The organism is Pseudomonas poae RE*1-1-14, from assembly GCF_000336465.1.
Lineage (GTDB): Bacteria > Pseudomonadota > Gammaproteobacteria > Pseudomonadales > Pseudomonadaceae > Aquipseudomonas > Aquipseudomonas poae.
This window is the reverse complement of the sequence record NC_020209.1, coordinates 4,613,173-4,628,296: the sequence shown is the minus strand read 5'-3', so window position 1 is coordinate 4,628,296 and position 15,124 is coordinate 4,613,173. Positions and strand designations below refer to the sequence as shown.

The window sequence follows — 15,124 nt, the reverse complement described above, 5'->3', positions numbered from 1 at the left end:
ATCATCGGAGCTCCCATGTCCTGGAACAATCGCGTGGTCTGGTCGGAAGGCATGTTCATCGGAACGCAGCACTTCCAGCAGCATGACCGTTACCTCGAGAACCTGATTGATGCCCGCAGTCGCCCGCTGTCTGCCGGCGCCTGGGGCTTTTCCGAGCTGCTGATCGACCAGGGCCTGCTGGCCCTGGGCAAGCTGGCGATTGTCTCGGCGCGGGGCCTGTTGCCCGATGGCACGCCATTCAATATTCCCCAGGACGACCTGGCGCCGAGCCCGCTGAACATTGACGACAACCTGCGCGACGGCCTGGTGTACCTGGCCTTGCCGCTCAAGCGTGCGGGTGCGCGGGACACGGTGGAGGCAGGCGAAGCGCTGGAAGCGGCGCGTTACGTGAGCCAGGTGCGCGAAGTGCGCGACGATAACGCACCGTTCGAAAACCGCACCCCCGTGGCCGTAGGCGCGCGTGCGTTGCGCCTGCTCACCGCCGAGGATGGCATCAGCGACTACGCCGCCGTGGGCCTGGTGCGCATCAAGGAAAAACGCGCCGACCGCGCCTTGGTACTCGACGACACTTACATCCCGCCGGTGCTGGACGTGGCCGCCAGCAAACCGCTGAGCGCGTTTCGCAGTGAATTGCTCGGCCTGCTGCACCAGCGCGGCGAAGCCCTGGCCGGTCGCGTGGTGGCTTCGGGCGCTGGCGGTGCCTCGGAGATTGCCGATTTCATGCTGCTGCAACTGGTCAACCGTGCGCAGCCGCTGATCCAGCACATCACCCAACTGAGCCCGCTGCACCCGGAGCGTTTCTTCAGCGAACTGGTGAGCCTGGCCGGTGAGTTCTCTACCTTTGCCACGTCGGGTCGACGCCCCCAGGAATACCCACACTACCAGCACGACGACCTGGCCCTGAGCTTCGCTCCGGTGATGGCGGCGCTGCGTGAAGCGCTGTCGATGCTGATCGACAGCAAGGCCACGCCGATCCCGATTGTGGAGAAAGCCTATGGTGTGCACGTCGCCATGCTGGCGGACAAGACCCTGCTCGAGAGCGCCAGTTTCATCCTCGTGGTGCGCGCCGATGTGCCCGGCGAAACCCTGCGCGCGCGCTTCGGCCAGCAGAGCAAGGTCGGTTCGGTGGAGCACATCCGCGATTTGGTCAACCTGCAATTGCCGGGCATCGGCCTGTTGCCCCTGCCGGTCGCGCCGCGCCAATTGCCGTACCACGCAGGCTCCACCTACTACGAGTTGGACCGAGGCAGCGAACACTGGCAGCAACTGGGTAATTCCGGTGGGTTCGCTTTCCATATCGCCGGGCAGTTCCCGGGCTTGAACCTGGCCTTCTGGGCGATTCGAGGATAAACCGCGATGCATCCCAATGACGATGACCGCACCCAGTTCATGCCGCGACCGGGTGGCCGCGCGCCGGAACCTGCGCGTGCCGAGCCTGCCCCGTTAGCGATGCCGGCGGCGCCGATTCTCACCGGCAAAAGCCAAGGCCTCAACCCGCTGGAAAGCGCTGCCGGCCCGCTGTTGGCCCTGCTGACGCGCCTGCGCAACACCATCGCCCACCCGGCGCCGGCCAGCCTGCGCGCGCAGTTGCTGGCCTACCTGCGTCAGTTCGAAGAGCGCGCAGAAGCCGCTGGCATTCCGCGCAACGAAGTGCTGCTGGCGCGTTACGCGCTCTGCACCGCCCTCGACGAGGCCGTGCTCAGCACGCCGTGGGGCAGCACCAGCGACTGGGGCAAACAGAGCCTGCTGATCACCGTGCACAACGAAGCCTGGGGCGGCGAAAAGGTCTTTCAGCTGCTCGACCACTGCCTGCAAAGCCCACGGGAACGCCTGTACCTGCTGGAGCTTTTGTACTTGTGTCTGTGCCTGGGTTTCGAGGGTCGCTACCGCGTGATGAACGACGGTCGCAGCCAGCTCGAAGCCCTGCGTGAGCGCACCGCCGCAGCGATTCGCAGTGCCCGTGGCGAGCATGAGCGCGAGCTGTCGCCGCATTGGCGCGGCGTGACCGTGGCGCGCGATCGCCTGGCGCAGTTCATGCCGCCGTGGATCGCCGTGGCCATCGGTCTCGCGCTGTTGCTGGCCTTGCTGTTCGGTTTGCGCCTGAAGCTGGCTGCGGATGCGGAGCCGGTGTTCAAGAACATTCACGCCCTGGGCGAGATCCCGGTGCAGGCCATCGACCGGCCGGTGGCGCAGCCCAAAGTCATCGAACGACCCCGCCTGGCGGGCTTTTTGGCCGAAGACATCAAGGCCGGCCGCGTCGCGGTGGAAGACAAGGTCGACCGTTCCGTGGTGACGATCAAGGGTGACGAGCTGTTCGCCTCGGCCAGCGCGAGCATCGTCGACAACTACCAGCCGTTGATGCTGCGCATTGCCGACGCCATCCGCAAGGTCAAGGGCCAGGTGCGGGTTACCGGCCACAGCGACAACCGCCCGATTGCCACGCTGCGCTTCCCGTCCAACTGGGCGTTGTCCGAAGCGCGGGCCAAGTCGGTGCTGGAGATTCTCGCCGCCAAGACCGGCCAGGCCGAGCGCTTCAGCGCCGAAGGCCGCAGCGACACCGAACCGCTGGCGACCAACGCGACCGCAGAAGGCCGTGCCCGCAATCGCCGGGTTGAAATCACTGTATTGGCGGAGGGCGTCGAGTGAAGGCGTTTTTCAGTTTCATGATTCGCTGGGTGATCCCGCTGCTGGGCCTGATCGCCCTGAGCCTGATCATCTGGTTTGTCGGGCCGTTGCTCGACGTGCTGGTGCCGGAAGGACGCCGTTGGGCGCTGATCATCCTGGTGTTCGCGGTATGGGTCGCCTACCGCGTGTGGCGCATCGTCCAGGCCCGCCGGCAGGCCGCCGAAGTGCTGCGCAGCCTCGCGGCCGACACCCCGGCCGATCCCAACAGCCTGGCCACTGCCGAGGAATTGTCGACCCTGCGCCAGCGCATGGACGAAGCGTTGACGTTGCTGAAAAAAGCCAAACTTGGCGGTGATGAGCGGCGCAACCTCTACGAGCTGCCGTGGTACGTGATCATCGGCCCGCCGGGTTCGGGCAAGACCACCGCGCTGGTCAATTCCGGCCTGCACTTTCCGCTGGCCGCCCAACTTGGCGCTGGCGCGGTGCGCGGGGTTGGCGGTACGCGCAATTGCGACTGGTGGTTTACCGATCAGGCAGTATTGCTCGACACCGCCGGCCGCTACACCACCCAAGACAGCAACTCGACGGTGGACAAGGCCGCCTGGCTGGGCTTTCTCGACCTGCTGAAAAAGCAGCGCTCGCGTCGCCCCATCGACGGTGCGTTCATCGCCATCAGTCTGTCGGATTTGCTGCTGGGCACTGACGCCGAGCGCGCCGCCCATGCCGCCGCGATCCGCCTGCGTATCCAGGAGTTGTACAGCCAATTGGGCGTGCGCTTTCCGATCTACCTGATGCTGACCAAGCTCGACCTGGTGCCGGGCTTCATGGAGTTCTTCGACAACCTGAGCAAGGAAGACCGCGCCCAGGTGTGGGGCATGACCTTTGCCCTGGACGATGGAAAGAACAGCGACAGCCCGCTGGCCCATCTGCAGAATGAATTTGCCGGTCTGGAACAGCGTCTCAACGAACGCCTGGTGGAGCGCCTGCAACAGGAACGCGACCCGGCACGGCGCGATCTCATCTACGGCTTCCCGCAGCAGTTCGGCGCGCTGAAGGATTGCCTGCAAGGCTTCCTCGAAGGCGTGTTCAAGCCCAATGCGTTCGAAGAGCGCGTGTTGCTGCGCGGTGTGTACTTCACCAGCGGCACCCAGGAAGGCAGCCCGATCGATCGCCTGATCGGTGCGATGGCCCAGAGCATGAACCTGGACCGCCAGCACCTGGCACGCCAGAGCGGCACCGGGCGCAGTTACTTCATCGAAAAACTGTTCACCGCCGTGGCGTTTGCCGAGCGCGGACTGGTCGGCGTGAACCCGAAGGTCGAGCGGCGGCGCAAATGGATTGCACGCGGTGTGCTGGCGGCCACCGTGGCGCTGGTGGTGGTCGTCAGCGGCCTGTGGTGGGTGAGCTATCGCGCCAATCAGGCCTACATCGCCCAAGTTGACCAGAAGGTCACGCCCCTGGGCCAGACCGTGCAGAACCTCAGCCCGGCACAGCGCGACGTGCTCGCCGTGTTGCCGCTGCTCAATGCGGTGAAGAACCTGGCAGGCGACTCGCCCGGTTGGTCCGAGGGGCTGGGGCTGTATCAGGGCGACATGCTCGAAGCCGAATCCGCCAGCGTCTACCGCAAGCTGCTGATCGCCGTGTTTGCGCCCCGTCTGGTGACGCGCATCGAAGAGCAACTGCACGGCGGCGGCAATTCGGATTTCCTCTACGAAGGCCTCAAGGCCTACCTGATGCTGGCCGACAGCGAGCATTACGACGCGGATTTCATCAAGGCCTGGATCGCGCTGGACTGGGACCGCAACCTGCCGCGAGACCTGCCGGCCGATCAGCGCCAGGCGCTGATCGGACATTTACAGGCGCTGTTCGACCGCCATCCGCCGAATGCGCGACTGGACCCGCGTTTGATCGACGACCTGCGCCGCCAGTTGCAGCAACTGCCGGTGGCCCAGCGCGTGTATGACCGGGTCAAGCGCCAGAAACTGCCCGACGGCATACCCGACTTTCGCCTTAGCGAGGCAGCCGGACGCGATGCTGCGCTGGTGTTCAGCCGCAAGAGCGGCAAGCCACTGGGCGAGCCATTGAGCGGCTTTTTCACCGCCAAGGGCTACCGTCAGGCGTTCCTGCTGAGCAGCCTGAACCAGACCGGCACCCTGGCTGAAGAGCAATGGGTGCTGGGCAATGAACCGGCCGATCAACAGAACGTGGTGAGCCTGGCCGCCGACGTGCGCCGTCTGTACTTCCAGGATTACCAGCGCCAGTGGGATGCGTTGCTTGCGGATATCGACTTCGTACCGATCACCAGCGTGGCCCAGGCGGCGGATGTGCTGCGGGTGATCTCCGGGCCGACGTCGCCACTGAAAAAACTGCTGGTGGCGGTGGCCAGGGAAACCGACCTGCAAGCCGAAGAGCGTCAGCTGGTGGCCAAGGGCGTACCGGTAGAAGGCGGCGTCGACAAGCTCAAGGAGCGCCTGGGCAGCCTGCTCGGCCAGGAACAGCCGGCCGCCAATGCCCCGGCGGCGGCGGATGATCCAGTGACCGCGCATTTTGCCCAGCTCAACAGCATCGTCAGCAAAAACGAAGGTGAACCGGCTGCCATCGACGGCCTGCTCGCGGACATGAACGCGCTGTATGTGCAGGTCAGTGCGATGGTTGGCGCCAGTGGCGATGCGCTGCTGGGCGAGGCGAAGAACCAGGCGGCCGCTGCGGCCACGCGGGTCAGCCTGAATGCCGAGCGTCAGCCGCCGCTGGTGCAGGGCATGGTCAAGTCGGTGGTCAACGCTACCACCAACAGCATGATGGGCGGGGTGCGTAACCAGCTGAACGCGGCCTGGGTCAGCGAGGTGGTCAATGTGTACCGCCAGTCATTGGCCGGGCGCTACCCGATGTCGCCGGGCAGCGCGCGTGACGCGACCCTGGATGACTTCGGCCAGTTCTTCGGCGTGGGCGGGGTGATGGACAACTACTTTCGCAAGTACCTGCAGCCTTACGTGGATACATCGAGCCAGACCTGGCGCTGGCAGCCGGGCGCGGCGCAGAAGCTCGGCATTGCGCCGGGCGTGCTGCAAACCTTCCAGCGTGCGGCGGCGATTCGTGATGCGTTTTTCCGCGCCGGGGGCACCCAGCCGATCGTGCGCTTTGAGCTCAAGCCGGTGTCGATGGACCCGACCATCACCCAATTTCTGCTCGACCTCGACGGCCAGCAATTGAGCTACGACCACGGCCCGAGTCGTCCGGTGGCCATGCAATGGCCCAATCCCGGCAGCATTGGCGTGGTGCGTATTTCCATCATGCCGCCGTCAGCCAGTGGCCGTTCCGGTGTGACCCTGGACGGCCCGTGGGCCTGGTTCCGCCTGCTGGAGCAATCAGACCTTACCGCAGGCAATTCGCCGGACCGTTTCAACCTGCGCCTGCGGGTTGACGGTGCGAGCATCGCCTACGAACTGCGCGCCAACAGTGCGTTCAACCCGTTCAAAAGCCGCGTACTCAGTGGCTTCAGCCTGCCGGAGCGGCTATGACGACCCTGGGTTTCTACGGCAAGTTGGCCAGCCGTGGCGATTTTGTCAGCCGTACCTTGCCTCAGAGTTTTGTCGGCCCGTGGGACAGCTGGCTGGCGGCGGGCCTGCTCGCCAGCCAGAACAGCCTGGGCGGCGACTGGCTCAATGTGTATCTGGTCAGCCCGTTGTGGCGCTTTGTGCTGTCGCCGGGCGTATGCGGGCCGGATGCAGCGGCGGGTGTGGTGATGCCCAGCATTGATCGGGTGGGGCGCTATTTCCCGCTGGCGGTGGTGGCCTTGCTCGATCACGACACCAACCCGGCCTCGCTGGTGGGCGGGCCGGATGCCTGGTTCGAACAGGCCGAAGAGCTGTTGCTGAGCACCCTGGATGCGGGTGCCACGTTCGAAGGTTTCAACGCAGGGCTCGACCGGCTTGGCGTACCGGCGACCGAACCGCGTGCGGTCGACAGCCGTTTCGCCGGCCTGCAACGGATGGCCGCCACCTTGCCTCACGGGCGACTGGCCGCGCTGGCCGAACAGGCCTGCGAGGGTGCCAGCCTCTGGTGGGGCCGTGGTTCGCAGCGGATCGCTCCCGGGTTATTACGGTGCCAGGGCCTGCCTGCCACCGGCGATTTTGCGCAATTTTTGCTCGGACAAGAAGGTGTGGTGTAGATGGGGGCGACGTACAAATCCGCGAGCAAAAGCCATGTGGGCATGGTGCGCCAGGTCAATGAAGACGCGTGCCTGGACCTGCCGGAAAACCGCCTGTGGGTGGTGGCCGACGGCATGGGCGGGCATGCGGCCGGCGACTATGTCAGCAGCCTGATCGTCGACAGCCTGCGCAGTGTGGCGATGGGCCGTTCCCTCGACGAATACACGGCTGCGCTGCGCAACGACCTGGTCCGTATCAACACGGCCGTGCGTGAAGAAACCGCCAACCGTGGCGTCAGCCTGATGGGCAGCACCGTGGTGGTGCTCGCCGCCCGTGGCCTGCGCGGCGTGTGCCTGTGGGCTGGCGACAGTCGCCTGTATCGCCTGCGCGACGGCGTGCTCGACAGTATCTCCCGTGACCACAGCTACGTGCAGGACCTGCAGGACAGCGGCCTGCTCAGCGAAGCCGATGCCCGCACACATCCGCGCGCCAATATCGTCACCCGCGCCGTGGGCGTGGAGGCCCAGTTGAACCTGGCGGCGGTCGAGCTTTTGATCGCCCCCGGCGACAGCTACCTGTTGTGCAGCGACGGCCTGACCAAGACCGTCGAAGACCATGAAATCCGCGACGTGCTCGGTCACAACGCACCCGATGAAATCGTGCGCAGCCTGGTGCACCTGGGGCTCAACCGGGGCGCGCCGGACAACATCACCGCCATTGTCGTGAAGGTGTCGGCATGAACATCCTGATCCCCGGTTACGACATCGACGGCGAGATTGGCGAAGGCGCCATGGCCAGCGTGTACCTGGCAACCCAGCGCTCGCTGGAGCGCAAGGTCGCCCTGAAAGTGATGGCGGCGGCGCTGGCGGCTGATCCGAGTTTCTGCGAGCGCTTTCTGCGCGAGGGCAGGACCCTGGCGCGGCTGTCGCACCCGCACACCGTGACCATCCATGACATCGGCAATGTCGGTGAGCTGTATTACATGGCCATGGAATACCTGCCCAACGGCACGCTCAAGGAGCGCATCGCCGCCGGCATGACGCCGCAGCAGGGGGTGACGCTGATCCGTCAGATCGCCTCGGCGTTGGGGTATGCCCATGCCCAGGGCCTGGTGCACCGTGATGTCAAACCGGCGAACATCCTGTTTCGCGCCGACGGCACGGCGGTGTTGTCGGACTTCGGCATCGCCAAGTCCCTCGACGACCGCACCCAGTTCACCCAGGCCGGGTTTGCCGTGGGCACGCCGAGCTACATGAGCCCGGAACAGGCGCGGGGCCAGGAGATCGATGGCCGCGCCGACCTTTACGCGCTGGGCGTGGTGCTCTACGAAATCCTCGTCGGCAAGCTGCCCTACACCGGTACCGACGCACTCTCCACGGCGCTGGCGCACCTCACCGAACCGTTGCCGGAATTACCGGTGCACCACGGGCGTTATCAGGGTGTACTGCGCAAGCTGCTGGCCAAGGACCCGGCCGAGCGATTCGCTGATGCGGCGGCGTTGCTGGTTGCGCTCGATCAACTGCCGATGGACTCCCCGGAGGCCACCCTGGTGCGGCCGCTGCCGATGCCGATGAGTTTCGACCTGGCGGGTATCACACCCGAATCCATCGAGATCCCGACCGCCAGGCCGCAGCCGCAAGTGGTACGCCAGCCGGTGGTGACGCCGACCCAGCATCGCGCGGTGTCCGAACAGCGCCGTGGGCCGGTATTGGCCCTGGCCGCCGTGGCGGTTGCCGTGGCGCTGGCCATTGGCGGCGCGAGTTTCTGGTGGTTGAGCGGCAGCGATGAGCCGGCCAGGCCGCCGGCGGCCGCAGTGCCCAAGGCCGTCACGCCACCTGCGGCGGTGGCCGAGGTGGATGGCGGCCAGCGCCCGCTGTTGATGGCTGGCAAAAAGACCCTGTTCCAGCGCGTACTCAGTAAGCCCGGAGCAAAACTGGCAAGCGAAGCAGGCGGTGCATCCGGCAAGGCGCTGCCGGCGTTCTCCGTGCTCTACGTGTACCAACGCAAGGCGGTCGGCGGTCAGCCCTGGGTGCGCGTTGGCGCCGCCACCGATGGGCGCAGCGACGGTTGGTTACCGGCCTCCCAGGTCAGCGACTGGAAACAGAGCCTGGTGCTCAAGTTCACCGAACGTTCGGGCCGTGCACCGGTGATGTTCCTGCGCCAGCCCGGCGAGGTGGAGAAGCTGCTGGCGGACCCGTCCGCCGCGAAAAATGCCCTGGCCAACGCGCAGAAAAACAGCGATGACAATCAACAGGTGCTGGCTCTTGAGCCTGCCGCCAGCGCCGTGCCGCAGAACCAGTTCTACCTGTTGCCGATCTTCGATTCCAAAGAGAGCTTCGACGAAAACGGCCAGCCGGTGCAGTTGCTCAACGTAGCGTCCATTGACCCCGGCAGCAGCGCCGTAGCGAGGCCCGCCGCGCCTGCGGTCAACGCCGATGCCTTCCGCACGGCTGTGGTGATGGTGGTGGATACGACCGTGTCGATGCAGCCCTACATCGACCAGATTCGCGACGTGGTGCACGAGCTGCAAACCCGCATCGCCGAGCGCGGCGAGCTGGACAGCGTCAGCTTCGGCCTGGTGGGCTTTCGCAACAGCATCAAGAAAACCCCCGGCCTGGAATACGTGGCCAAGACCCTGATCAGCCTCGACCAGGGGCGTGACCCGCAGCGGTTTCTCGACATGGCACGCCAGGTCAAGGCGTCCACGGTATCGAGCCATTCGTTCAACGAAGACGCGTTTGCCGGGGTGATGCAGGCGGTGGAAGGCATGGATTGGTCCGGCTATGGCGGGCGTATCATCCTGCTGGTGACCGATGCGGGCGCACTGCGCAAGAACGATCCGTTCGCCGCCACGCAGATGAACGAAGCCGAAGTGCGCCAGGCCGCGCTGGGCAAGCAGATCAAGATCTACGCCTTGCACCTGCGCACCGATGCCGGCAAGAAAACCCATGCCGGCGCCGAGAGCCAGTACCGCATCCTCACGGCTGACGCCAACCCGAAGATCGGCGACCTGTATACGCCGGTGCCGGGTGGCGACGTGCACAAGCTCGGCGAGCGCGTGGATGAGATCGGCACGGTGTTCGCCAACCTGGTGCACCAGGTGCGCAGCAACACGCCGCAGCCGGTGCCATTGCTGGGCGCCGCACCGAGCCTGGCGGACAAGTCGGCGGCCGTCGGTTATGCGATGCACATGGATTTCCTGGGCCGCAAGACCGCGAGCCAGGCACCGCAACTGGTGAGTGCATGGACCGCCGACCGTGACCTCACCAACCCGGCGCTGCCGGCGTTTCAGGTGTGCGTGATGCTGACCAAGTTGCAGCTCAACGACCTGCAACAGTCGCTGAAACTGATCGTCGATGCGGCGCGCAAAACCCAGACCTCGCCTAAAGACTTCTTCCAGGAAATCGCCAGCGCCTCGGCCTACATGAGCCGCGACCCGCAAGCCCTGCGCAAGGGCGGCAACCTGGCCGACGGTGGCATTCTTGGCGAATACCTGGAGGGTCTGCCGTACCGCAGCAAGTCGCTGAACATGACCCAGGACTTGTGGTTGTCGTTGAGCGTGGCCGAGCAGGAAGACTTTATCGACGAGCTGGATTCGAAAATCCGCCTCTACGAAACCTTCCACAATGATGTGGCCAACTGGGTTCGATTCGGCGATGCCGAGCCGGGCGATGCGTTGTACCGCGTGCCTTTGTCGACGCTGCCGTGATGCTCAACCTTTGCGCGGTGCACAAGAGCCGGGGCGTCGGCAGCCAGCGCTACAGCCTGGTGATTCCGGCGCTGGCGTTGCGTGCGGGTGAGCAGGTGGCGATCGTCGGCCCCAGCGGCTGTGGCAAAAGCACCTTGCTGGATCTGCTGGCGCTGGTGCTGGCGCCGGATCAGGCGGGCCAGTTTGAGTTTCATCAACAGGACATCGGCGGGCTGTGGCGCGCCGATCGGCAAACGGCCCTGGCCGCGCTGCGCAGCCGGCACCTGGGCTATGTGCTGCAGACCGGCGGCCTGCTGGGGTTTCTCGATGTGCGCGGCAATATCGCTTTGCCCCGGCAACTGCTGGGGCTCAAGGACGATGGCAGCGTGGCGCGTTTGGCCGAGCAACTGGGCATCGTCGACCAGTTGGGCAAGCCGCCCGCTGCGCTGTCGGTGGGCCAGCGCCAACGGGTGAGCTGCGCGCGCGCGCTGGCCCATGCGCCGCAATTGGTGCTGGCGGACGAGCCCACCGCTTCGCTGGACCCGCTGAACGCCGAGCGGGTGATGCAGGCGCTGCTGGACCGGGCCCGTGAACAGCGCGCCGCCTGCGTGATCGCCACCCACGACGAACCCCTGGCCCGCGCCAGCGGCTTGCCGGTGTGTCGCATCAGTTGCCGGCGCGATGCCGATGGCGGCGTTACCGCAACGCTCGGGGAGGCCTGCTGATGCGTATCGCTCTGGTGGCCTCGCTCGCCTGGCAGGACTACCGCAAGGACGCCTGGCTGTCGGCCTGTTCGGTGCTGGCGCTGGTGGCGGTGATCGCCCCGTTGCTGGTGTTGTTCGGCCTGAAATTTGGACTGGTCAGCAGTTTGACCGAACGCCTGGAGACCGACCCCGCCACCCGTGAAATTATTCCCCTGGGCGGTGGTCGATTCAGCAGCGCATTGATCGAGCAGCTCGGCCAGCGCCCCGATGTGTCGTTTGCCATTCCACGTACGCGGCAGATTGCGGCGACGGCGCAGGTGGGCGCACAGGTGCTGGAAATGCTGCCGACGGCAGCGGGTGATCCATTGTTGGATGGTTTACCCCTGCCGAAAGGCCTGGGCCAGATCGTGTTGAGCCATACCGCCGCCGAGAAGCTCGCGGCGCGGCCGGGGGACCTGTTGGAAACCCGCTTCGCCCGTCAGATAGCGGGGCGTGTAGAAGAACAGCGCACACGGGTGCAAGTGCTGGCGGTGCTGCCGCTGGAAGCCTTCGCCCGTGACGCCTTGTTCGCCGATTTGGGCCTGCTGGAAGCGGCGGAAGATTATCGCGATGGTCGTGCGGTGCCGGCGCTGGGTTGGGATGGCGAGGCGGTGGGCGTGAGTGAGCAGCGGGTGTATCCGGCGTTTCGCCTGTACGCGCGCAGCCTCGCCGATGTGGAGCCGCTGCGGGTGTATTTCGCCGGGCAGAACCTGTTGGTATCGACCCAGGCAAATACCATCGCCCAGGTGCAGTCGTTCAGCCGCAACCTGTCGATCGTATTCTGGATCATCGCCGGGTTGGCCCTTGCGGGTGCGTTTGCAGCGATGCTTGCCGGTGCGCTGGCGGCGGTGGCGCGCAAGCAGCGCGAACTGTCGGTGTTGCGCCTGTTGGGCTTTTCCACCGGCGCGCTGTTGTTGTTTGTGACAGTGCAGGCGCTGTACAGCGCAGGCATTGCCGCCGTGCTCAGTGCCGGGCTGTATGGCCTGGCCGAGACAGGCTTGAATCGGTTGTTCGTGCAGGTGCCGGGCGAACATGCCAGCCACCTGCTGGCGCGGCATTACGGCGTGGCACTGCTGGCCGTACTGGGCGTGAGCGCCGTGGCGGCGGTTTGTGGTGGTTGGCGAGTGGCACGTATCCAGGCTTCTGAAGGAATCAGAGATGTATAAGTTACTGGGCGCCTGCGTGGCGCTGAGCCTGGCCTCGCTGGCCTGGGCCGATGAGGCAAGCGACAAGCTCGACAATCCAAAACCGTTGCCGGACGACGTTAGCCTGCCGCTGCCCTGCGACGGCAACATGGTGTTCCGCTACGCCTACGTGCTGGCCCAGGGCACCCTCGACGACCGCGAGATCAGCCTGGGCTATCCCTTTGCCGAAGGCGAGGCGGGTTACCAGCAATCGTTTATTTCCGGCTACCGCCGCGACTTCATCAACGGCCAGTTCACCCTCAAGGATTTGCCGCAGGACTGGAACAAGGTTATCGCGCCGTTGATGCCCAAGACCGACGCCAAGACCCCGCTCAAGCCGATGCTCTATTTCATCGGCAAATACGAAGTGACCGCGCGCCAATACGCCCAGGTCATGGCCCAGGCGCAGTCCCTGGCCAGCGGCGAGCCGGCGCCCGCGTGCGATGCGCCCAGCGGCATGGCCGGGCGTTTGCCCAAGGTCAAGCTGTCACGCTTTGAGGCCGAGCGCTTCTCGGCGGTGTACAGCGCCTGGCTGATGAAATACCACCGAGACCTGCTGCCGGTAAGCGGTCGCGGCAGCTCGGCTGAAGACGGCGGCCTGGGTTTTGTGCGCCTGCCGACCGAAGTGGAGTGGGAGTTCGCCGCGCGCGGTGGTCAGGCGGTGAGCCGCCAGGACCTGGAAGGGCGGCTGTTCCCGCGTCGCCTGGAAGGCAGCGAAAGTGATGGCCCGCTGGCCGACTGGGCGGTGTTCAACCAGGTTGCCGGCGGCACCGGCCAGGCTGCGCGGTTGATGCCCATCGGCACCAAGTTGCCCAACCCCATCGGTATGTTCGATGTGATTGGCAACGCGGCGGAAATGGTCCAGGAATCCTTCCAGCTGGTGCACGCCGGCCGTCGCCAGGGCACTTACGGTGGCTTTGTGGTCAAGGGCGGCAATTACCTGGAAGGCGAGGGCACGCTGTTTACCGGGATGCGCCGCGAATACCCGCTGTTCGCCGCCGATGGCACCGAGCAAAGCAACGAGACCACGGGGTTTCGCGTAGCGATTGGCGCGCTGTCGGCGCCGCGTTCACGCTACAAGGAGCTGTTTGCGCAGTGGCAAAAAGAAGGTCGCCTGGCCTCGCTGACCGACGCCATCGACGACGCCCAGGACCCGACCAAGCGCCTGGACAGCATCATCGCCACCAGTGTCGATCCCAAGCTGCAAGCCGAATTGGGGCTGGTCAACGAAGAGCTCAAGCGCAATGTCTCGTTGATCGCCCAGCAACGCGAGGAAGCGGCGGGCAACCTGATTCAGTCGGCGGCGCTGGTGGCCGAGACCATCAGCAACTACAACATTCGCCTGGCCAACCTGCAGAAGAGCCGTCAGCAGGCACTGGACAACAAGGACACCGCCAGCGCCGAGCTGTTGGCCATGGCCATCAGCAATGGCCGCAGCGCGCTCGACGGCGCGGTGGCGATCTACATCGATAACCTGGCGACCGGTACGCGTTACACCGATGCGGTGATCCAGGCGCAGTTTCAACGGATCAAGGAAGAGTTGGATCGCAAGCCAGTGCTCGGCAAAAGCCTGGTGACGCGCGCAACACTGTTCGTTCGCCATGTCGGCAACTACCGCAAGCAACAGCGGGCCGACCCGGCGGCGATCTTGAAGGAATTGCTCGCAGCGAGCGGTCAGCGGTCTTGACCGTTGGTTGCAGCGAGCTTGGAAGGGACTCAGGCGGCGTTGGGCCGTGCTGGGCATGTCAAACTTAAAAGAGAACACAACTTATGCTTTTTTCCCGTAAGGCGGTCTCCAAGCGTCACCTGCTGCTGATCGCGGCCGGTTTCAGCACGGTCCTCACCGGTTGCGCCACCTCGCCGGCTGGCAAAGTCGCGTCCACCACCAAGGTCGAGTACTACCCCAACTGCTACGAGCCGGTACAGCACTTGCGTGCCACCGACTCGAACATGACCCGGTCTGTGGTCACGGGTGCAGCCATCGGCGCCGCCGGCGGTGCACTGTTGGGCGCCCTGACCGGCGACAAGGAAAAGCGTGGCCGTAACGCCGCCATCGGCGCAGCGGGCGGCGCTCTGGCCGGGGGCGCCGCGGGTTACTACACCGAACGCCAGAAGCAGATCAGCGATGACAACCAGCGCATCGCGTCGTACTCGACCGACTTCAACAAAAGCGCCGCCGACATCGACCGTAGCACCGCCTACGCCAAGGCTTCGCAGCAGTGCTACCAGAGTGCATTCACCAAGCTGGTGGCCGACCGCAAGGCCAAGACCGTCAACGACACCGAAGGCCGCAAGCGCCTGGCGGAAATCGTATCGGGCTTGAAGGAATCCAATGACCTGATCGTTGCAGTCAACGGCAAGGCCAGCGAAGACCTGAACAACTACACCCAGGCTTACGAAAAAGACCTGCAGCAAGTGGGTGTGCAGCGTAACGACGTGGTGACAGTAGCGACCGCCGATACAACGACTGCTGCGGTGGCCTCGGGCAAGAAAAAAACCGGCGGCAAAGCCGTGACCAAGCGTCCTCCGCTGCCGGTGGTGCCGAAGGAAGCGGTAACGACCGAGAAGAGCATCCAGACCGTGCAGGCCAAGCAGGCTGAAAGCAAGCAAGTGGCCAACGCCGGTAAAACTCAGATCGAAGGCACCTGCCGCGATCCGAACCTGGCCGACTGGGCGCCGGTGCCTTGCCCTGCTGTTTAAGTAAAATGCTGCTATAAGCGTCAAACGCCAGCCGAT

The 15,124-nt window shown here is 65.1% G+C and carries 10 protein-coding genes; all 10 read left to right on the top strand.

Translation table 11 applies throughout. The annotated features are described in order from the left end of the window. Positions 1-15: 15 nt before the first annotated feature. The 10 genes from tssK to tagQ all read left to right on the top strand — a co-directional run bounded on the left by tssK (position 16) and on the right by tagQ (position 15,088). Positions 16-1,350: a type VI secretion system baseplate subunit TssK gene (gene tssK, locus H045_RS20385; protein ID WP_015373305.1), complete on the top strand. Its 1,335-nt coding sequence runs from the start codon at positions 16-18 to the stop codon at positions 1,348-1,350. Positions 1,351-1,356: 6 nt separating this feature from the next. Continuing rightward, positions 1,357-2,646, top strand: coding sequence for a DotU family type VI secretion system protein (locus H045_RS20380; protein WP_003231678.1), 1,290 nt, complete (start codon positions 1,357-1,359; stop codon positions 2,644-2,646). Next, complete coding sequence (tssM, locus tag H045_RS20375) at positions 2,643-6,143, top strand: type VI secretion system membrane subunit TssM (RefSeq protein WP_015373304.1); 3,501 nt, start codon at positions 2,643-2,645, stop codon at positions 6,141-6,143. The genes H045_RS20380 and tssM overlap by 4 nt, the downstream gene beginning before the upstream one ends. After that, entirely contained in the window at positions 6,140-6,793 is a 654-nt protein-coding gene (tagF, locus tag H045_RS20370; RefSeq protein ID WP_003231674.1) for a type VI secretion system-associated protein TagF, read from the top strand. Before tssM ends, tagF begins: the two co-directional genes overlap by 4 nt. Then, complete coding sequence (locus tag H045_RS20365) at positions 6,794-7,513, top strand: PP2C family protein-serine/threonine phosphatase (protein WP_003231672.1); 720 nt, start codon at positions 6,794-6,796, stop codon at positions 7,511-7,513. Continuing rightward, positions 7,510-10,482, top strand: coding sequence for a serine/threonine-protein kinase (locus tag H045_RS20360; RefSeq protein WP_015373303.1), 2,973 nt, complete (start codon positions 7,510-7,512; stop codon positions 10,480-10,482). Before H045_RS20365 ends, H045_RS20360 begins: the two co-directional genes overlap by 4 nt. Further along, positions 10,482-11,186, top strand: a complete 705-nt coding sequence (locus H045_RS20355) for an ABC transporter ATP-binding protein (protein WP_003231667.1) — start codon at positions 10,482-10,484, stop codon at positions 11,184-11,186. The genes H045_RS20360 and H045_RS20355 overlap by 1 nt, the downstream gene beginning before the upstream one ends. Further along, positions 11,186-12,370: an ABC transporter permease family protein gene (locus H045_RS20350; RefSeq protein ID WP_015373302.1), complete on the top strand. Its 1,185-nt coding sequence runs from the start codon at positions 11,186-11,188 to the stop codon at positions 12,368-12,370. Before H045_RS20355 ends, H045_RS20350 begins: the two co-directional genes overlap by 1 nt. Next, positions 12,363-14,075: a formylglycine-generating enzyme family protein gene (locus H045_RS20345; protein ID WP_003231663.1), complete on the top strand. Its 1,713-nt coding sequence runs from the start codon at positions 12,363-12,365 to the stop codon at positions 14,073-14,075. The genes H045_RS20350 and H045_RS20345 overlap by 8 nt, the downstream gene beginning before the upstream one ends. Positions 14,076-14,158: 83 nt before the next feature. Beyond that, positions 14,159-15,088, top strand: a complete 930-nt coding sequence (tagQ, locus tag H045_RS20340) for a type VI secretion system-associated lipoprotein TagQ (RefSeq protein WP_003231661.1) — start codon at positions 14,159-14,161, stop codon at positions 15,086-15,088. Positions 15,089-15,124: the final 36 nt, after the last annotated feature.